General features: G+C 68.7%; 17 protein-coding genes and 1 tRNA gene. 11 read left to right on the top strand and 7 right to left on the bottom strand.

The annotated features are described in order from the left end of the window. Positions 1–43 precede the first annotated feature (43 nt). Entirely contained in the window at positions 44–751 is a 708-nt protein-coding gene (locus GIY23_RS02740; RefSeq protein WP_228717510.1) for a DUF4232 domain-containing protein, read from the bottom strand. Between the two features lie 335 nt (positions 752–1,086). On the opposite strand from GIY23_RS02740, the gene GIY23_RS02745 reads away from it, so the two are divergent. Continuing rightward, positions 1,087–1,875 carry a GH25 family lysozyme gene (locus GIY23_RS02745; protein WP_154075226.1) on the top strand — a complete coding sequence of 263 codons (789 nt, stop codon included), beginning with the start codon at positions 1,087–1,089 and terminating at the stop codon, positions 1,873–1,875. A gap of 30 nt (positions 1,876–1,905) precedes the next feature. On the opposite strand, the gene GIY23_RS02750 is transcribed toward GIY23_RS02745, so the two are convergent. Continuing rightward, positions 1,906–2,949, bottom strand: coding sequence for a copper resistance D family protein (locus tag GIY23_RS02750; RefSeq protein ID WP_154075227.1), 1,044 nt, complete (start codon positions 2,947–2,949; stop codon positions 1,906–1,908). Positions 2,950–3,964: 1,015 nt separating this feature from the next. On the opposite strand from GIY23_RS02750, the gene GIY23_RS02755 reads away from it, so the two are divergent. Genes GIY23_RS02755 through GIY23_RS02770 form a run of 4 tightly spaced genes read left to right on the top strand, consistent with a single transcriptional unit; the run spans position 3,965 to position 8,165 of the window. After that, positions 3,965–4,924: a DMT family protein gene (locus GIY23_RS02755; protein ID WP_154075228.1), complete on the top strand. Its 960-nt coding sequence runs from the start codon at positions 3,965–3,967 to the stop codon at positions 4,922–4,924. After that, positions 4,921–6,156: a glycosyltransferase gene (locus GIY23_RS02760; protein ID WP_154075229.1), complete on the top strand. Its 1,236-nt coding sequence runs from the start codon at positions 4,921–4,923 to the stop codon at positions 6,154–6,156. Before GIY23_RS02755 ends, GIY23_RS02760 begins: the two co-directional genes overlap by 4 nt. A 6-nt stretch (positions 6,157–6,162) precedes the next feature. Then, positions 6,163–7,083: an alpha/beta fold hydrolase gene (locus GIY23_RS02765; RefSeq protein WP_228717511.1), complete on the top strand. Its 921-nt coding sequence runs from the start codon at positions 6,163–6,165 to the stop codon at positions 7,081–7,083. Further along, positions 7,080–8,165, top strand: coding sequence for a glycosyltransferase family 4 protein (locus GIY23_RS02770; RefSeq protein ID WP_154075230.1), 1,086 nt, complete (start codon positions 7,080–7,082; stop codon positions 8,163–8,165). The genes GIY23_RS02765 and GIY23_RS02770 overlap by 4 nt, the downstream gene beginning before the upstream one ends. On the opposite strand, the gene GIY23_RS02775 is transcribed toward GIY23_RS02770, so the two are convergent. Further along, entirely contained in the window at positions 8,157–8,603 is a 447-nt protein-coding gene (locus tag GIY23_RS02775) for a peptidase inhibitor family I36 protein (RefSeq protein WP_154075231.1), read from the bottom strand. The two genes, GIY23_RS02770 and GIY23_RS02775, sit on opposite strands and share 9 nt — an antisense overlap. 306 nt (positions 8,604–8,909) lie before the next feature. Further along, positions 8,910–9,794 carry an IclR family transcriptional regulator gene (locus GIY23_RS02780; protein ID WP_154075232.1) on the bottom strand — a complete coding sequence of 295 codons (885 nt, stop codon included), beginning with the start codon at positions 9,792–9,794 and terminating at the stop codon, positions 8,910–8,912. A gap of 241 nt (positions 9,795–10,035) precedes the next feature. Between GIY23_RS02780 and GIY23_RS02785 the strand changes: the two genes are divergently transcribed. The 3 genes from GIY23_RS02785 to GIY23_RS02795 all read left to right on the top strand — a co-directional run bounded on the left by GIY23_RS02785 (position 10,036) and on the right by GIY23_RS02795 (position 15,021). Further along, entirely contained in the window at positions 10,036–11,010 is a 975-nt protein-coding gene (locus GIY23_RS02785) for an aldo/keto reductase (RefSeq protein ID WP_154075233.1), read from the top strand. A 156-nt stretch (positions 11,011–11,166) separates the two neighbouring features. Then, complete coding sequence (locus GIY23_RS02790; RefSeq protein ID WP_154078561.1) at positions 11,167–12,777, top strand: long-chain fatty acid--CoA ligase; 1,611 nt, start codon at positions 11,167–11,169, stop codon at positions 12,775–12,777. Between the two features lie 162 nt (positions 12,778–12,939). Beyond that, on the top strand, positions 12,940–15,021 hold the full coding sequence (locus GIY23_RS02795) for a putative bifunctional diguanylate cyclase/phosphodiesterase (RefSeq protein WP_154075234.1): 2,082 nt from the start codon (positions 12,940–12,942) through the stop codon (positions 15,019–15,021). 213 nt (positions 15,022–15,234) lie between these two features. Here the strand turns inward: GIY23_RS02795 and GIY23_RS02800 are convergent, their stop codons facing one another. Further along, complete coding sequence (locus GIY23_RS02800) at positions 15,235–16,512, bottom strand: lactate 2-monooxygenase (RefSeq protein ID WP_222850224.1); 1,278 nt, start codon at positions 16,510–16,512, stop codon at positions 15,235–15,237. A 159-nt stretch (positions 16,513–16,671) separates the two neighbouring features. On the opposite strand from GIY23_RS02800, the gene GIY23_RS02805 reads away from it, so the two are divergent. After that, positions 16,672–17,823 carry a DUF1015 family protein gene (locus GIY23_RS02805; RefSeq protein WP_228717513.1) on the top strand — a complete coding sequence of 384 codons (1,152 nt, stop codon included), beginning with the start codon at positions 16,672–16,674 and terminating at the stop codon, positions 17,821–17,823. Positions 17,824–17,832: 9 nt separating this feature from the next. Here the strand turns inward: GIY23_RS02805 and GIY23_RS02810 are convergent, their stop codons facing one another. Then, on the bottom strand, positions 17,833–18,309 hold the full coding sequence (locus tag GIY23_RS02810; RefSeq protein WP_154075237.1) for a nucleoside deaminase: 477 nt from the start codon (positions 18,307–18,309) through the stop codon (positions 17,833–17,835). 31 nt (positions 18,310–18,340) lie between these two features. Then, positions 18,341–18,631, bottom strand: coding sequence for a hypothetical protein (locus GIY23_RS02815; protein ID WP_187352001.1), 291 nt, complete (start codon positions 18,629–18,631; stop codon positions 18,341–18,343). A gap of 189 nt (positions 18,632–18,820) precedes the next feature. On the opposite strand from GIY23_RS02815, the gene GIY23_RS02820 reads away from it, so the two are divergent. Together GIY23_RS02820 and GIY23_RS02825 are read left to right on the top strand one after the other, a co-directional pair. Next, positions 18,821–19,300 (top strand): hypothetical protein, encoded by a 480-nt coding sequence (locus GIY23_RS02820; RefSeq protein WP_154075238.1) that lies wholly within the window; start codon positions 18,821–18,823, stop codon positions 19,298–19,300. A gap of 80 nt (positions 19,301–19,380) precedes the next feature. Continuing rightward, positions 19,381–19,453 (top strand) — tRNA-Arg (locus tag GIY23_RS02825). Positions 19,454–19,584 lie beyond the last annotated feature (131 nt).

The following is a 19,584-nucleotide window of genomic DNA, read 5'->3' on the forward strand; positions in this document are numbered from 1 at the left end:
CGACGCCGGTGCTGGACGATCCACCCAGTTCCCAGCTGCGCCCTCAGTGGTAGGCCGTGCCGTCCACCGAGCCCTGGCCGCACACCGGGCCGAACGGCCACTCGACGGGCAACGGATCGGTCTCGTCCGGCGGGATCACCTCCGCACCGGCCGGGGTCGGTGCGCACGGCTCGGTGACCGGTTCGTCGCCGTGCGGCACCACGGACCAGTGCAGTGTCGCCGCGGCCGCGTCACCGGGAGCCAGCTCGATCAGGGTCGGGCCGGGGTTCGCGTTCCGGGTGAAGTCGGTGGGCAACGGACGACCCTCGGCGTCGACGAGTTGCAGGCCACCGTAGCCGTACAGCGTGCAAGTCTCCCCGCTGTCGTTGCGCAGCACGAGGTCCGCGTGACGCTGACCCGCACCCGGATTCCCGGGCTGCAGAATGCCGCTGAGCATCGACGTGTGGCAACGCTGCACCTCCGCCTGCTGCAACTCATCCTGCTGCACCTCGGATTGCTCCGGGGCGGGTCCGCTCGCCTCGGAGTCCTCAGTGGAAGGTGCGGGCGCCGGTGGCGGGGGAGGCTCCGGTGCGGTCGCGGGCTGTTCCGCTTGCTGTGGTGCGGGCGGAGCCGCGGGGACTTGCGCCGCGAGGTCGTCGGTCGCCCGGCCGCAGCTGGCGAGCAGCAAGCCCGCCAGCACTGCGCCGGTCGCCTGTACCGCGCGCAGTCCCGGTCGTCCGGGCCGTCGCCGGATCACGGTGAACTCGTCCACGTCGACCACCTCCACAGTGCCACCACCGTTGGGTCGGTTCCTGCCGGATCCTCTACAGGCAAGACGTTCGACAGCCGTCGCGGTTGCCCGGAAGCGCCGACATCACCCGTGTGCGTGGCACGACCTCGTACTCCGCGCCGGATCCACTGTGCGGCGTGGTCGGCGGGTCCGCAGCGAGGTCGAGTCACCGCCGGGACGAGTGGGACGTGAGTGCTCTCGTGGGGTGCTCACGCTCCTCCGAACAGACGAGATCTTGCACTGATCGGTGGGACTGCCGACGCGTCGACTTCGATACCGTGGTGATCAACATCCGACACCGAGCGTGAGGGGGAGAGATGGCCGAGCGCATTCCCGGCATCGACGTCGCGAGATACCAAGGTGAGCCGGACTGGGGCGCGGTCCGTGGCGCCGGGTACGCCTTCTCCTACATCAAAGCCACCGAAGGAATCGGATACGTCAGCCCGACGCTCGATTCCCAACTCGCCGGTGCGCGCGGGGCCGGACTGGTCACCGGGCTGTACCATTTCGCGCGTCCCGACACGAATTCCCCGCAACAGGACGCGGCCGATTTCGCCGGTCAACTGGCCCGCCTGGACTCCTCGGCCCACGGGAACCTTCCACCGTGTCTGGACATCGAGGTCGAGGGCGGCGACCTGAGCGCCTGGGTGAAGGGATTCATCGACGCGCTTCGCGGGCACACCGGCCGACACGAGATCATGGTGTACGCCTCGGCGTCCTGGTTCGCCGACAAGCTCGGCACCGACGCATGGGCCGACCCCGGCGTGTTCCTGTGGGTCGCGCACTACGGGCGTGAGCCGGGATCGCCCGGCTACCTCACCGACCGGGTGGTGCTCCATCAGCACGCCTCCGACGGCCAGGTTCCGGGTATCGCAGGCAACACCGACCTCAACGTGTCCTTGGTGGATCTGCCGGTGCTCACCGGCGGCGGTGCCCCGCCCCCGCCGCCACCTCCGCCGCAGGAGACCTACGTGGTGCAGGCCGGCGACACGCTCTCCGGCATCGGGGCGCAGCTCGGCGTCGACTGGCGGGCGATCGCGGAGGCCAACGGCATCAGCGATCCCGACATGATCTACGTCGGGCAGGTTCTGGTCATCCCGCGCTGACCCGGGACGGTGCGGCGCCCGCGCCGTCGGTCACCCCACCGGGGTTCGGGCGAGTACGGCGCCGAGCCCGTATGCGAGGCCCATGACGCCGAGCTCGGCGCCGATCCAGGTGAGCAGGGCGGTCCGGTGGTGCCGGAGGATGCGCGGGAGCAGACGCCAGCGCACGTGGGCCCCCAGCGCTCCGAGCACCACCAGGAAGACCGCCTTGACCAGCACGAGCTGGCCGTAGCGGGTGGTGACCAGTCCGGCGAGCCCCACGCCGGGCGTGAGAACCAGCTCGGTGACGGCGTTGACCAGGCCGGACAGCCCCACCAGAGCCAGCGCGACACCGGCGAGCGTCGAGTAGCGCGGCAGTGTGGTCGCGAGCAGACCGCGCAGCGGCGCAAGGCAGAGCGCCACCGCGAACAGGCCGCCTGTCCACACCGCCGCGCCGACGACGTGCAGCTCGACGGACAACACCGCGAGACCGTGCGCACCGCCGGTCGTCAGATGCCCGGTCAGCGGGACCGGAACGAGCCCGAGGATCGCGAACGCCGGGGCAAGCACCGGATGCATCTCCCGGCCTCGCGCCGCCACGAAGCTCAGCGCGGCCGTCACGAGTGCGCACGCGCCGCTGACCAGTAGCCCGGTGGCCGCAGGCAGGCCGAAGGTGTAGCGCAGGACGGTCTTGACACCCTCGCTGCCGGGCGCGACCTCGGCTGCCTGCAGCGGCAACGAGACCAGGCAGCACAGTACCCAGAGAAGCGCGGTCGCGATCGCCGCTCGCCGAGCCGCGGTCAGCGCTGCCTGGGTGCGTGCGCGACCGTGCTGTGCGGACAGCAGCGGCAACAGAGCCAGCCCCACCGTGCTCGCCGCGACCAAGTGCAACAGCACCCGCACCGTGGGAAGGCCGAAACGGACGAGCGGGTCCGTGCCCGGCAGTCCCGGAATGTCGCCCGTCCAGGTGGCCACGGTTCCGAGGACTGCGGCGAGTACCCCGGTGAACATCATCGTGATGGCGACGACCCCGCGTCCGTCCCACCACAGCCCGGTCGGAGTTCGCTGTTCGCTCGGCTTCGGGAGCACGTCGTGCATCCTCGCACTCGCCGGTTCGGCATTTCGCCGAGCCAAGCTGTCACATGACGTGATCGAATGATCACAAAACGGCAGAAGGAAGGATTCCGGGGTGCCGGCTGTGTGACGTTCGCGGTTGTCGTGTGAGTCACCGTCGAACTGTCCGTCTCGATGTGCTCCGGCCGTGTGCGGTGCTGTTTTCGCCACCGTGATGAACGCGCCGACAACGTGGTCGGCGAGTGGATCTTCGAAGCGCAGCGGGGACGTGCAATCCTGACAAACTCTTCAGTGCTCCTGTTCTAGAGTCGTGGTTGTGAACCCGGTGATCGGATCGAGCGCGCCGCGGACTCGGCGGGTCGAGTCCGCCACCGCAGTGCGTCCCGGTACGAGCGCCGAGGTGCATTCCCCCGCATTCCTCGCATCGACCACGTGCCGTGTCGGCGTGATTCGCGGTGCTGTGGGTCCGATGGCCCCAAAGCACCGTCGACACCGGGAATCCCCGACGCCCGGAATCGGGGAAGATCCTGAGCGCCGCCCGCCGGCCGTCAGGGAGATTGGGGGTCGGACCCCCGATGTGGCGAGGCCCCGGAATACGCGAGCTTGACGTCGTGAACACCGACAGGACACCGAACAGCCAGGGCGGCCGGGAGGCTGCCGGGTCGAACGTGGTCGAGCACAGTGGAGGGGTGAGACTGGGGGCAGTGTCGCTGGGAGGGCATTGTGGAACTGGTGTGGGTGGTCCGGTACCGCCGTCCCGGTTCGTGCCTCGCGGTGTTGGGGTCCTCTTGAGTACCAGGCGTACGCGGCGAGAACCCCTCTCTTGCGAGCCACGAACCGGAACGCCGGAGCCCCTCACCGTGCCCCGGCTGATCACGTATGAGCGTGCCCTACGGACACCAAAGCCAGTTCCCCAATGCGCGCTGAGGGAGGAGAACGGGGTGAGCCGCGGCGAACGGCGCCGGGCGTTTCCGGCGCGAGGACGACACGAGGTGGTGCCGAGGTGCAGCATCCCCACTTCGTCGGGGCGTGATGCACGATGATCACTGTGGCGGTCCTGCTCGCAGCTGTGGGCGCGTGCGGTTTCGCGGTGGGGGCGCGGCTTCAGCACGGTGCGGTGCACGAGACGATCGGTGATCGTGGGCTGCACCTGCGGGCCCAGCTGCATCTCGTACGTAACCCCCGATGGTTGGCGGGTCTTGCCGCGTTGGGCACCGGAGTGGTGCTGCACGTGTGCGCACTCGGGCTGGCTCCACTGAGCGTCGTTCAACCGGTCGGGGTCCTGGCGCTGCCGATCACCGTGCTGCTCACGGTGCGGGAACGCAGTCACCACTTTCGCGAGGTGCAGGGCAGTATCGGTGTGGCAGTCGTCGCGGCGACGGCGGGAGTGGGGGCCTTCGTGCTGCTCGCCGTGGGCAGCGCACGAGGAACGCCGGTCACCGACGGCGACGAACGCACCGCGACCCAGCTCATCGTGGTCGCCGTCCTCGCCGTCGCCCTCATCGGACTCGCCACCAGGTCGAAACTGCGGTGCATCACCTTCGCGGCCGGATGCGCCATCGCCCACGGGTACGTCTCGCTGCTGATCCGCGGCATCGCCCAGGACTTCGGTCCGTTGGGGATCGGGGCGCTCGACCTGTTCCCGCTCGTGGGCATCGTCGGAGCCGCGCTCGTCGGGGCGTGGCTGTTGCAACACGCCTACGCCAGCGGTCCACCGGACCTCGTCGTGGCCTGTTTGACGGTCATCGATCCGCTGGTCGCGGTCGGACTCGGGATCGGGCTGCTTGGTGAGGCGGATCATGTCGGGGCCACCACCGCGGTCCTGCAGGTGGCGTGTGCGATCGTGGCGTGTACGGGTGTGTTCGCGCTGGCGAAGTTCCATCCCGACACGCAGCGTTCCGACGACGCCCCCAGCGCACCGGCTGGTGGGCACACCGGTGGGCACACTGCTCTCGCCGGGCCGAACAGGACCGACCGTTCCCACAGGAGTACGACGTGACCTCCCCCATCCTCAGTCGACGGCCGCTTCGGATCGTGATCGGCGCGGTGACCTTCCCACCGGACGTCAATGGCGCCGCGGTCTTCGCGCAACGGCTGGCACGGGGGCTCGCCGCGCACGGCCACGAGGTGCACGTCGTCTGCCACTCTCCGACGTCGTTCTCCACCCAGGAGAGCGCGGACGGGATCACCGTGCACCGCGTCGGCTCGTACGCGACGGGCGTGCACGGCACGATCCGGATGATGTCGCCGTGGAAGGCCTCGCGGGAGGCGGGCAGGCTGCTCGACGAGATCCGGCCGGACGTGGTGCACGTGCAGTCGCACTTCTACATCACCCGGGGACTCGTCAACGCTGCCCGTGCTCGGGGGATCGGGCTCATCGCGACGAACCACTTCATGCCGGAGAACCTGTTCGGCTACCTGAAAGTGCCGAGGATGCTGCAGGGGCTGGCCACGAAGCTCCTCTGGAGCAACTTGGTCCGTCACTACAGCAAGGCGGAGATCGTCACCGCGCCGACGCCTCGTGCGGTGAACCTGCTGCAGGAGAACGGGTTCGCGAAACGGGCGATGGCGCTCTCGTGCGGCATCGACGTGCAGCGGTACGCGACCCCGGCGCGCCGGTACCGGGCGCAACACCCGGATCGTGAGACCAGGAACGTGCTGTTCGTCGGCAGGCTCGACGAGGAGAAGCACATCGACGACCTGCTGCGGGCGACCGCGGTGTTGCGGGAGACGGTGCCGCTGCGGTTGGAGATCGTCGGCGAGGGCAGCCGCCGGGCGGCGTTCGAGCAGCTCGCCGACGAACTGGGCATCGCCGACCTCGTGCATTTCGCCGGGTTCGTCAGTGACGACGAGTTGCTCGACGCCTACGCGCGGGCGGATCTGTTCGTGATGCCGAGTATCGCGGAACTGCAGAGCATCGCGACACTGGAGGCGATGTCGGCAGGGACACCGGTGGTGCTGGCGAACGCGATGGCGCTCCCGCACCTGGTGCACGAGGGCGAGAACGGTGTCCTCTACCCACCACGGGACGTGCATGCGCTGGCGCGCGCGATGGGCGAGATCCTGCGCGACCGCACGGTGATCGAGCGGATGGGTGTTGCGGGTGAGCGGCTGGTGTATCAGCACGACATCAGCGTGGTGCTCGACCGGTTCGAGTCGCTGTACCGGCACGTCATCGACCCGGAGGAGAGCGCGCAACCCGCCGAGATCTACACCGGCCTGGCCAGCTGACGCCCGGTGACGACCGTGACCGACGACGAGCGTCCCCCACGTGGAGTGGAACGGATCCTGGGCTCGCGGCTGCACTGGTGGAGCTACGGGCATGGCGACGACACGGGCCGGGGCGACGGCGTGGCCGACGACCAGGCGGCCCCCGCGGTGGTCATGGTGCACGGGCTGCGCGGCACCCATCACGGGTTGGAACCGATCGTCGAGCACCTGCCGGGGCGCCGGATCGTGATACCGGATCTGCCGGGATTCGGGATGTCGACGCCGATGAGCGGCGCCCACGACGTCGACGGCTACGCGGCAGCCGTCACGGCACTGATCGACGTGCTGGGGTCCCGTCCGGTGGTCCTGCTCGGTCACTCGTTCGGCTCGATGGTTGCTGCGCGGGTGGCCGCTCGCTCGCCACACCTGGTTGACCGGCTGGTGTTGGTGAACCCGATCGCGACCCCTGCGCTGCAGGGGCCACGGGCTGTGCTGTCCCGGCTGACCTCGGCCTACTATGCGATCGGCAAGGCGCTGCCGCGCCGCGCGGCGCGGCCGTGGTTGTCGCATCGCTGGGTGGTGGCGGCGACCAGTCGCGCGATGACGCGCACCCGCGACCCCCGGATTCGCCGGTTCGTCCACGACAATCACCTCCTGTACTTCAGCCGGTTCCACAGTCCGGCGTTGTTGAGCGAGACGTTCGAGGCCTCGGTGTCGGGCACGGTGGTCGACGACGCGCCGTCGATCACCGTGCCGACGCTGCTCGTGGCGGGCGAGACCGATGAGATCGCGCCCGTCGCCGGTCAGCGTGCGTTGGCAGGTACCGTCGCCGACGCTCGGCTGGTCGTGGTGCCCCGGGTCGGACACCTGATCCACTACGAGACGCCGGCCGTGGCGGCCCACGAGATCGACGCGTTCCTCGCCGCAACGCCGGAGACGCACCGATGAAGGTGTTCGTCGACGCACGCTGGACCCGCACCGACGCCCCGGACGGCATCACCAGGTTCGGGGCGAACCTCATCGCGGCCCTGCACGAGTTGCATCCCGTGACGATGCTGATCCACGACGAGCGGCAGCTTCGCCTGTTGCCCGCACACGTGCCGCATGTGCGGATCAACAGTCCGTTCTCGCCGCGTGAGCTGCTCGTGTCGCGGACGTTGCACCGTCTCGGTGCCGACGTCGTGTTCAGCCCGATGCAGGTGATCGGCGGTTTCGGGCGTCGGTATCGGCTCGTGCTCACGTTGCACGACCTGATCTACTACCGCCATCCGGAGCCGCCGGGTTTCCTGCCCGCGCCGGTTCGGCTGGTGTGGCGCCTGTTCCATCGAGCGTTCTGGCCGCAGCGAGTGCTGTTGAACCGTTCCGACGCCGTGGTGACGGTCAGCGAGACCACCGCGCGGCTCATCGCCGAGCACCGCTTGACCACTCGCCCCGTGACCGTCGTTCCGAATGCCCCGCCCGTCATGGCGGAGCTCGAGGACGGAGGCGGCCGAGGGGAGCGTCGCGATCTGCTGTACATGGGTTCGTTCTTGCCGTACAAAAACGTCGAGACGTTGATTCGGGGCATGGCGCGGCTTCCTGGATATCGCTTGCGTCTGCTGAGTTCGATTCCGCCGGAGCGGCAAGCGGAACTACGCGCATTGGTTCCTCCCGGTAGCGACGTCGTGTTCCACAACGGTGTGAGTGACGAGGAGTACCGCGAACTGCTCGGTGGCGCCGCGGCGTCGGTGACGGCGTCCCGGGACGAGGGTTTCGGGCTTCCGGTTATCGAGGCGATGAACGTCGGAACTCCGGTGGTGTGCAGCGAACTGGAGATTTTCCGTGAGGTGACAGGCGGTCACGCGTTGTTCTTCGCGACCGAGTCGGCGGAGGAGTTCGCCGCGGCGGTGCGGACACTCGAGGACGCATCGTTGCGCCGGGAGCTGACCGATCACGCACGGGGACGCGCCGCGGACTTCACGTGGCAACGATCGGCGGAACGACTTCTCGAGGTACTCGAGTCCTCGTCGGACCGAACACGGTCAGTGTGACCAGATCTGAATCGCCCGCACCAGAAATGGCGTGTGTGGTGTGTGGGTGCGTCCAGGATAGGTGGTGAAATCGGCCTCGGAGGAACAGTCGGCGTCTTGGTAGGCGGTGACCGGCCGATCGAGCGAGTTGGCGAACGACCGCGCTTGCCGGCCCTCCGGAAGCGGAATGCATTCCTCGAGCGCGATCGTCCGCAGGTCCGCCTCGTACACCGCGCCGCGGTACTCCACGTCCGTCCATGAGCAGAACACACCCGCCTCGCAGTCGGGCAGCTCGGCGGAGGCGGCCGAGGCGGAACCCGCTCCCGAGAGGGTGGTGGCCATCGCGAGGATGCCGACGGTGACCAACCGCCCGACGCTCGAACGCAGGACACGGGGCCACGGGCGGGAAGAACAACGGCGGCTGCTGACGACGGCGGGCAGTGAGGCACACGACGGCATGACGGATTCCTTTCACAGCAAGGGAAATGAGCCGGACCGATCGGCCCGATACGATCACTCTTCCCGACGCTGCCCGCCGGTCGCCAGCGATCAGGGTGGATTCACCTCGACCGGGTGGTCTCCGACGCTGCCCGCGGACAACCACGAGGAAAGCCGGCGCCCGTGGGAGCATCACCCGGTCTGGAGAGCCCGGGCCCGACGGGGCCTCGGCGTCCGTGACGAACGCAAGGACGTGTCGGCTGGGACCACGAAGCGAAGCGGCTCGCCCCGGTGTTCACCGGCGACGCCGCATCCACACAGGACGAATCACTGGCTACCGACGCCGAGACGCTCGAGCGAGCGGCTGATGCGGACCGCTCCCTGGCGGACGGCACGTTCCACGTTCCATCGCCGCGCGCGGAGCTCGTCGAGCGGAAGCGAGATCGCGACCGAGGCGACGACGACACCGTTGGCCGCGTGTACCGGAGACCCGAGACACGCCAGTCCGTTCTGGAACTCTCCGCTCTCCAGTGCGACCTGCGAACCGCTGATGTGGGTGAGTTGCTCCTCGAGAATCTCGCGGTCGCAGATGGTGCTCGGCGTGACCGCTTGCAGCCCCGCGTGCTCGAAATAGGCGGAGCGCTGGTCGAACGTCATCGAGGCGAGCATGATCTTGCCGAAAGCGGTGGAATGGACCGCCTCGTGGAATCCGACGTCGAGCGGCCGGATGCGCGGGCGCCGATCGGAGTCCTCGATGTGCGCGATGACGATCTCGGTGTCCCGGTACACCGCGTAGTACGCGGCCGCGTCGGCTTGGTGATGCACGATGCTGATCGCGTTCTCGACGTCCGGGTGGACGGCGAGTTGCCGGGACAGGGTTTCGCCGAGATCACGCGCCCGGCGGCCGGGAACGTAGACGTCCCGGTCGGCGAGGTGAACGATCTGCCCGTCATCGAGCAGTGTGGTGATGATGTACCGGATCGTCGCCATCGGGAGCTCGAGGTCTGTGGCGAGCTGTTGCGCGCTCACTCCGCCCGGGGCCTCGCCGATGGCTTCGAGTGCTCGCAGCGCCTGACTGATCGGGTGCGGCGTGTCCGGTTCCGGCACCGAGCCTCCGGGCGAGTCTGCGTGTCCCGCGCGGTCTCGGGCGTCGCCGGTGCCCCCACGCGTGGGGGTTCGGCCGGCCGCCTCGAATGCCGAACGCGTGCTCATGTTTGTCACGGTAAGCGCCACCAGCCGACTCAGCACTCCTTATTACTCTGTGTCATCGACCACGGCGATGCGGACGTTCGGGTGGGGATACGTCGTGCAGGGCCGAGTGCACGACAACTGAGGGAGAAGCCGACGTCACGTTCGGGCGAATTCGTCGGCACGTCGACGGAGTCGTGTAAACACTGCGTAGTGCTCGGCGCGGAGCCTGGTCATGCGCGCCGACGTGCGGTCTCATGGGCCGATGCGAACTACCGTGTTGGGCCGATCAGGCCTCGAGGTGTCCCGAGTCGCGTTCGGTACCTGGCAGCTCGGAGGCGAGTGGGGTTCGTTCGACGAGGACGCCGCGGTGCAGGCGATCCGGCGTGCCAGGGACCTCGGTGTGACCTTCTTCGACACCGCGCACGCCTACGGCGCGGGGATGTCCGAACAGGTGCTGGGCACAGCGCTGCGGGACGAACTCGACAGCGACCGGGACGCGGTGGTCGTCGCGACCAAGGGCGCGATCGACCCCGGCGGCGAACGTCCCCGAGACGCGACCCGGGCGTCGCTGCGCAAGGGTGTCGAGGACAGCCTGCGTGCGCTGCAGCTCGACTACGTGGACCTGTATCAGGTGCACTGGCCCGACCCGAGCACGCCGGCCGAGGAAACGGCCGGTGCACTGCAGGAACTCGTGGACGAGGGCAAGATCCGCCATGCCGGGGTGTCGAACTACGACGCGGTGCAGATGGCCGCCTTCGACCGGATCCGTCCGGTGGAGACACTGCAGCCGCCGTACCACCTGTTCCGGCGCGGCATCGAGTCCGCGATCCTGCCGTACGCGCGGGACAACGACATCGGCGTGCTCGCCTACAGCCCGTTGGGCAGCGGCCTGCTCACCGGTCGGCTCGCCACCGACACCACGTTCGATTCCGACGACTGGCGCTCGCAGGCCACGGCGTTCCGTGGCGAGACGCTTCGGCAGAACCTGGCGGTGGTAGACCGGCTGACCGAGTTCGCCGGCTCGCGCGATCTCACGGTCGGGCAGTTGGCGATCGCGTGGGTGCTCGCGCAACGGGGTGTGCACGTGGCGATCGTCGGTGCCCGCAGCGCCGCGAACATCGAGAGCAGCCTCGCGGCGGCCGACGTGGAGCTCTCGCGCGACGATCTCGGCGAGATCGAGCGGATCGTCGCGGACGGCGTCGAGGTCGAGGGCGCCAGCCCGGAAGGCGTTGCCTGAATCGGCCGCCGAATCAAGGGCACTTCGCCGCCACCCGGCTCGTTGAACAGCCACACACCCGTGTCCGAGCATCGGCCGCCCAACGGAACGACCCACCGCCCGTGACCGCCCCTGTCCCGTCGCCCGGGACGTCGTATGGATGAGGAGTTCGACCAGATGCAGGGTTTGATGCAGGACCGCCCGCTCGAGCTGCCGCACCTGTTCCACCGCGCCGAGCAGCTCTTCGGCACCAAGACCATCACGACGACCACCGCGAACGGTGAGGTGACCAGCACCTACGCCGAATGGGCCCAGCGTGTCCGGCGGTTGGCGACCGCGCTCGACGACCTCGGTGTTCCGGACGACGCGCGGGTCGCGACGTTCGCCTGGAACAGCCAGCGCCACCTGGAGTTGTACTTCGGCGTGCCGTGCACCGGGCGTGTGCTGCACACCCTCAACATCCGCCTGTTCCAGGACCAGCTCACCTACATCGTCGAGCACGCGGACGACCGCGTGGTCTTCGTCGACCGCTCCCTGCTGCCGGTGCTCTGGCCGATGGTCGACGGCCTGACCAGCCTCGAACACGTCGTGGTCATGGACGACGGCGCGGACGCGGAGATCCCGGACGACCCGCGTATCCGGGACTACGAGGAGCTGCTCGCCGCCAGCGCCCCCTTCGAAGGCAGGTTCACCGTCGCGGACGAGAACCGCGCCGCGGCGATGTGCTACACCTCCGGCACCACCGGAAACCCGAAGGGCGTCGTCTACTCGCACCGGTCCACGGTGCTGCACTCGATCGTCAGCCTGACCGCCGACAACCTCGGCCTCAGCGAGCGAGACGTGGTGCTGCCGGTGGTGCCGATGTTCCACGTCAACGCGTGGGGCCTGCCGTATTCGGCGGTCCTCGCGGGTGCCTCGTTGGTGTTCCCGGGGCCCGCGATGAAGCCGGAGGCGCTCGTGCGGATGATCGAGGCACACCGCGTCACGTTCACCGCGGGTGTGCCCACGATCTGGATGGGCATGGTGCCGCTTCTGCGCGATCACGACCTCTCCAGCTTGCGTTCGGTGATCGGTGGTGGCTCGGCCATCCCCACCACGCTCTCGGAGTCGTGGCGGGAGGCGATCGGGTTGCCGATCACGCAGGCGTGGGGCATGACCGAAACCAGCCCGCTGGGATCGTCGGCCACGCCACGCAGCCACCATGATCAGTTCACCGCCGAGCAGCTCGTCGAGTTCCGTGCGACGCAGGGCCAGTCGGTGCCGCTGGTCGATCTGCGAATCGTCGATCCCACCACCGACGAGGAGGCGCCTTGGGACGGAGAGTCCGTCGGTGAATTGCAGGCGGCGGGACCGTGGATCGCCTCGGCCTACTACGGCGCCGGGGTCGGCACGGACGCGTTCACCCGCGACGGCTGGCTGCGGACCGGCGACGTCGCCACCATCGACACCTATGGGTGCGTGCGGCTCGTCGACAGGACGAAGGACCTGGTGAAGTCCGGTGGCGAGTGGATCTCCTCGGTGGAGCTCGAGAACCACATCATGGCCCTCCAGGGTGTCGCGGAGGCGGCGGTGATCGCCAAACCGGACGAGAAGTGGGACGAACGGCCGGTCGCGTGCGTGGTGACTGCCGAGGGCATCGAGCTCACCCAGGACGGAATCCTCGACCACCTGCGCAGCCGCGTCGCGAAGTGGTGGCTGCCCGACGAAGTGTGGTTCGTCGACGAGATCCCGAAGACGAGCACCGGGAAGTTCTCCAAGAAGACGCTGCGGGAGGAGCTGCTCGACTGAGCGTGCGACCATGATCCGGAGCGAGCGGCACTCTCGCCTCGTGAGGTGAGGCGACGGTGTCGTCGCGCCGTGACGTGTCACTACGCTGGGTGAGTACTTCGGTGTCGTGCGTGGGTTCCGCAGTGCGCTCACACTGGGTCGGGTACCGCAGCTGGAGGTCGGATGGCCGCTGACAACCCGGATCCGAGGATCCACTTGCGCTCGGATGCCGACGTCGTGGGCTTGTTCGGGGCCTCGCTGCGCCAGTACGCGGTGTACACGCTCTTGCCGGACGGAACCGTGAGTAGTTGGAACCCCGGGGCCGAACGGATGACGGGGGTGGCGGCGGCGGACGTGATCGGCAGGAACATCTCGATGTTCTACACGCCCCAGCAGATCGCGGAGGGCGTTCCCGAACACCTGCTGCAGCGCACCGCCGAGCTGGGGACGTCCTCCGAGGAGGGGTGGCGGCTCCGGCAGGACGGGACGATCTTCTGGGCGCACGTGTCCACCACGGCGCTGCACAGTGAGACGGGGGAGCTGCGTGGTTTCGCCCGGATCACGCGGGACGAGACGGAGACGCACAACCGGCTGGAACGCTCGTTGCGGCAGTTCAGGGACCTTTTCGCGCTCACGCCGGTGGCGATCGGGCTGTTCAACCGATACGGGTACGTACTCGACTCGAACGAGGCCTTGTGCTCGTTGCTCGGTTATCAGCCGGACGACGTGCACGGTGCGCACGTCTCGAAATTCGTTCACTCGGACGAGCCGCAGCGTGCCTCCGTCCTCGCCGGGTACGCGACGGGGGAGCCCCCGGACGTGCCGTCGACCCAGGAGTGGTCGCTGGTCACCGTCGACGGTGCGCGGGTGTATTGCTCGGTGCACATGGCGCGGTCCACGGCCGCGACCGGCCACCCGTTCTGGTTGATCGCATTCGAGAACGTCACCGAACGGCATCACCACGCGGAGGAACTGCGCAACTGGGCGATCCACGACGAGGTGACGGGGTTACCCAACCGGGCGGGAGTGCCCCCGCTGCTCGCGGTGCCGGATCCCGAGAGACTCGCCGTGTTCTACTGCGACGTCAACAAGTTCCGGCGCATCAACGAGTCACTCGGTCACGGCGCGGGAGACGAACTGTTGGGCGCGCTCGGACGACGGTTGCGAGCGACGCTTCCGGACGGATGGTCGGCAGCCCGCTTCGCAGGCGACGAGTTCGTCATCGTGTGTCCCGATGCGGAGGCGGCCGGCGGGATCGAACGCGCGGCGACACTGGTGGACCAGTTGTTCCGGACGACCGTGCCGCTGCGGGGTGAGTACGTGGACGTGTCGGCGTCGATCGGCGTCGCGTCGTGTTCGGACGGTATCGCCGTGGACGACCTCGTCCGCCTCGCCAGTGCCGCGGACCTGCACTACAAGGGTCCGAAAGCGGGGTCGATCGCACTGGCATCAGCCGAACTGATCGAATCCGTCGGACTGCAGCTGCACCTCGAGGGTGAACTCCGCGACGCCCTCGCCAACGACGCGCTTCACCTCGAGTATCAGCCGATCGTGGGTGCCGACGGGGACGTCGTCAGTTGTGAGGCTCTGGTCCGGTGGTGGCATCCCGAACGAGGGCTGCTCAGCCCCGGCGTGTTCCTGCCGGTCGCCGAACAGGGCGGTCTGATGCGTGAGCTCGACCGGTGGGTGCTGCGGCGCGCCCTCACGGAGGCGGCGCAGTGGCCGGTGTCGCACAACGGATTTCCGGTCAGCGTGTCGGTGAACCTCTCCGAACTGTTGCCTGGCGAGTCGGAGCTGGTCGACGACCTCACCGCGCTCGTCCGGGACACCGGGATCACGTGGGAACGCATCGTTCTGGAGATCGTCGAAACGGCGCTGATCGACCTGCCCGAGTCGGTACTGAAGAGGATGCGTGAGCTCGCGGGCCGGGGCGTGCGGTTCGCCGTGGACGATTTCGGCACCGGCTACTCGTCGTTGGGCAGGTTGAAGGAAATCCCGGCGGAGATCATCAAAGTCGATCGCCGTTTCGTGGCCGACGTGGCCACCGACAAGTGGGACCACGCGTTGGTGAAGGCGATCGTCGACATCACCCACGCGGCCGGTGGTCGGTGCATCGGGGAAGGTGTGGAGACCCTGGAGCAATTGGAGACGCTCTCGGCGATCGGTGTGACCGCCTACCAGGGGTGGCTGTTCGCCCACGCCATGCCTTCCGCGGAACTGTGCACCCTCATCCGCAACGGTGTGTCCGTTCCGATGCGTGGCTGAGGGGCGTTGTGGAGCTGGGGTCGGGGGTCCGGTACCGCCGTCCCAGTTCGTGCTTCGCGGCGGGGGGGTCCTCGTGAGTACCACGCGTACGCGGCGAGAACCCCTGCCTTGCGAGGCACGAACTCCGAACGCCGGAGCCTCTTACCTTGCTCCGGCTGGTCACGTATGAGGCGTGCCCTACGGGCACCAAGACCAGTTCCCGAACGCACTGAGTCATACGCGGCGGAGCATGTCCGCGGTGACGTCGGCCGGACTCGTGCAGCCGGCGAGGGCGAGGGTGAGGTCGAACTCGGCGATGATGTTGCGGACCGCTTCGTACACGCCTCGCTGCCCGGCGAGTCCGAGCCCGTACACGTAGGGGCGTCCGACGAGGACGGCGCGGGCGCCGAGGGCGAGTGCGGTGAACACGTCGGCACCGCCCCGGACGCCGCTGTCGAAGAGGACCGGTACGGTCCCGTCCACCTCGCGCACGACTTCGGGGAGCGCGTCCAGTGAGCCGATGGCCCCGTCGACCTGTCGGCCGCCGTGGTTGGACACGACGATGCCGTCGATGCCGTGGTCCAGCGCCCGCCGCGCGTCATCCGGATGCTGCAGTCCTTTGAGGACGATCGGCAGGGAGGTGCGCTCGCGCAACCACTGCAGCTGGCCCCAGTCCAGGGCAGGGTTGGAGAACACGTCGATGAACGTTTCGACGGCGGAGCGCGGCAGCGGCGAGCGCAGATTCCGCAAGAGCGGGCCCGGGTACCGCCGAGCCATGGTCAGCAGCGATCGCACGGCGGTGAGCGTCGGGCGGTCACCGGCGGAGGCGGGTACGCGACGCTCGGCGATCTCGGTGAACACGGGGTCGCTGGTGTACTGCGCGATACCCATGCCGCGGCTGAACGGCAGCCACCCGATGTCGAGGTCGCGGGGGCGCCAACCGAGCAGCCCCGTGTCGAGGGTGACCACGATCGCCGAGGCCCCGATCGCCTCGGCGCGGGCGACGAGGCTCTCGGCCAGCCGGTCGTCGTTCGGCCAGTACAGCTGGTACCAGGACGGCGTGGTGCCGAGTTCCCCGGCGACGTCTTCCATCGGTGCGGATGCCTGCGTGGAGATCACCATCGGCGTGTCCAGTTCGGATGCGGCGCGCGCCACCGCGAGGTCGGCCTCGGGGTGTGCCAGCTCGAGCACTCCGATCGGCGCGAGCAGCACCGGCGCGGGCAGCCGACGGCCGAACAGCTCGACGGAACCGTCCCGGCGCGAGGTGTCCCGCAGCATCCTCGGCACGATCCGCCACCGGTCGAACGCCGTCCGGTTGGCCCGCGCCGTGCTCTCCTGCCCGGCGGAACCGGCAACGTAGCGCCACGCCTGCTTGGTCATGCGACGTTCGGCGGCTGCCGCCAGTTCGCGAGGGGAGACCGGAACGCGTGGTGAGCGACCGAAGACGCCTGCCCGGTAGATCAGCGACTGGGCTGCCCGGCCGAACGTCTCGCCGGGATGCTGTTCGGGCACGGTCACTCCTCGACACGGACTGCGGTGGTGTTCCGAACGGTTCTAACGAGTAGGCGAACCCGGCGCAACGGTCTCGCGGTGGCGTGGCTCCGGGCGTGCGGGTCGAATGGTCTGCGCGGTGCACTGAAGGGAGCGGCGATGCGGCACGGGGTGCGCTCGATGAGCGGCTGGATCACCCGCGGCGAGCCACCGGGAGGTGGGCTCGACGAGTTCGCGAGCCCGGCCGAGGTCACCGGTGCGTTGCAGCGTTCGGGCGAGACCGTCTCGTTGTTGAGCGTTCAGCATCCGCATCGCACGATCACCGCTCGCCGGGGCGGACTGACCCTGGATGACGTGCTGCCCCGCGCTCGCGCCCAGCTCGACGAGCTACGTCGGCGCCGTTATCGGCGGGCCGAGGACGTGGTGCTGCCGTATCGGGTCAGCGGGTCCGACGGCACGGCGTTCGGCATGCTCTGCCTGGTCGACCCATCGGCCGCAGGCCGCGACGGTCTGCCGAACGTGCGCCACGGTGAGGACGTCTACCCGGCCGTGGTCGCCGAGCGCGCAGCGGTACTGGCCGGGCTTCGTTGTGCTACGAGCGCCGCGATGCTCGTGCCCACATCGCCGCTGCCGGAGTTGGGCAGCGCTCTCCGAGACGTGACCACGCGCCTCGGCGGCCCGGTGGTGTCCTTCAGCGACGAACGAGCACGTTCCCACGAGCTGTGGGAGATCGGTCCCGGCGACGACCAGAACGCACTGTTGCGGATCGCGGCGGCGCATCCGTTGCTGGTCGCCGACGGCAATCACCGCATCGCCGCGGCGCGCGAGTCGGGGGTAGGCGGGATGCTCGCGCTCATCACCGACGGCCCGGACGTGCGAATCGGGCCTCTGCATCGGGTGATGCGCGACGTTGACTGGTCGGTCCCTGAGTTCGAGCAACGGTGCAGACGACACGGCCTCACGGTGCGGTCCTCGGTGGACGGAGCAGCGCAGGGGCGACTCGCGGTCCGCCTGCGTGGCGCCTCCTTCGAGATCGACGTGCCGAGCACCGTCGAGCCCGAGCGCGTCGGCAGGGATTACTGGTTCGCCGAGCGCGTGCTCATCGACGAGATCTTCGATCTCGACTCGGAGAGCAGCGACGTCCGGTGCCTTCCCGGTTCGGCGTTGCCGGAGCGCGGCCTGCCTGCGGAGACGGGCGCTGCGGTGTTACTGGCCCCGTTGACCTGGACTGACGTGCGGCACGCGGTACGGCTCCACCGGCCGACGCCGCGCAAGAGCACCTACTTCACCCCGAAACCCCGCAGCGGCGTCTACCTCGCCGATCTGGGGTGAACGCGTCGATCATCGCCCGGCGTGATAGCGACGGTGCAGGTCGCGGATCTGGTCGGCCAGGTCGGGGTCTGGGCCGTCGACGGTGGCGCCGGGGACGATGTCGCGGATCGGCAAGGGGCGAACCGGTCCTGCTGGGACGTCGAGTTCGGTGAGCCAGCTGCTCAGCTGCGCCGAGGAGCTGGCGTACACGATGCGACCGAGTCCGACCCATCCGTGCGCCGCGGCGCACATCGGGCAGTGTTCACCGGAGGTGTACAGGGTCGCGGCGGCGCGCTGCGTCTCAGTGAGGTGTGTTGCGGCCCAGCGCGCCAGCTCGAACTCTGGGTGCTTCGTGGAATCGCCGCCACTGACTCGGTTGTGGTCCTCGGCGAGCACGGTTCCGTCGTCGGCGACCAGGATAGATCCGAACGGCTCGTCACCTGCTTCGAGCGCGGCCGTCGCCAACTGCACCGCGCGACGGATGTGCTGCTTGTCGTACTCCTCCACGACGCTCCTTTCTCTTGCGGCAAACCCAGGCTTATTCGACTCGGCCGGTGAGGGCAAGTGTGTGCCCGAGCCCGACGAACGCCGCGGCGAACGTGCGCCGCATCCATGCCATCACTTTCGGTCGCGACAAGACCCGATCCCGCATGATCGCAGCCAGCGAGCCGTACAGTACGAACGTCATCGCCATGAACACTGCGCTGAGGGCGATCATCCGCGAGAACAGGCTTTGGCCAGGCGTCACGAAATGCGGCAGGAACGCCAGGAAGAAGATCGACAGCCTGTGCCGGGTGTGACCGTCACGATGAACGAGGTCAGCAAGCACTCGACAGTCACGGCACGCCCCTGGTTGGTGAGTATTCCCGTGCAGACTACGCGCGGAGTCCAGCACATACCGCTGCAAACGGGTGACGCACGCGGGGTGCGTTAACAAACGGGGCGCCGCCGCGATGGTGGGGGTAACGGTGCCGATGTCCTGGTGCCGTCCCTGTCACCTGCGCTGAGGAACACTGCTGTGAACGTTGTCCGTGTCGCGAGCGTGATCGTTGCCGTGATGGTCGTGTCGGCGGCCGTCTGGGCGCTGTCGTCCCCACGAGACGTCGGAATGGAACGGCCTGCGCAGCCTCTGCTGACGGCGGTCCCTACGCCGGAACCGCAGGAGAAGGGCGACACGGACGGGCGTGACCCGGTGAACGACCCGCTCGCCTACACCGACAGCGGCACCGGACCCGGCGGTGTGGCCCCGGACGAACGCGAGATCGCAGGTGAGCCACCCACCCCGCGAGGCGCCGGTGCGCAGGACGGACAACAGTTCGAGCGGTTCACGCCGGAGCCGCTGCCCACCTTCACTCCACAGCCCCGGTACCCGAGCAACCCCGGCCCGTCCGGACTGCCGGAACTCGGTGGCGAAGAGTTCCAGACGTGCCTCGACGTCGTCGGGAAGATGGACTTGGGCTTGATCTTCGAGTGCCTGCGCGGTGACGGCGGGTCGTGACCCGCCCCGACGGGACCGGCCGCTGTTCGCAGCCTGACGCGTCACCGGTAGGCTACGGGGAGGTCGACCGTGTCGGCCGTGCCCTCGTAGCTCAGGGGATAGAGCATCCGCCTCCTAAGCGGAGGGTCGTAGGTTCGAATCCTACCGAGGGCGCATCGCTTGACCTGGCGAAACTCCCCAGCGGAGCGCTGCGGATGAAGGTCTACGCGGGCATCGACCCCGTGACGAAACGCCGCACTAACTCACTGATGCGGTTTCCGGCAGGCGACTCGCCAGAAGCCGAA

The sequence above is a fragment of the Allosaccharopolyspora coralli genome (assembly GCF_009664835.1).
Taxonomy (GTDB): Bacteria; Actinomycetota; Actinomycetes; order Mycobacteriales; family Pseudonocardiaceae; genus Allosaccharopolyspora; species Allosaccharopolyspora coralli.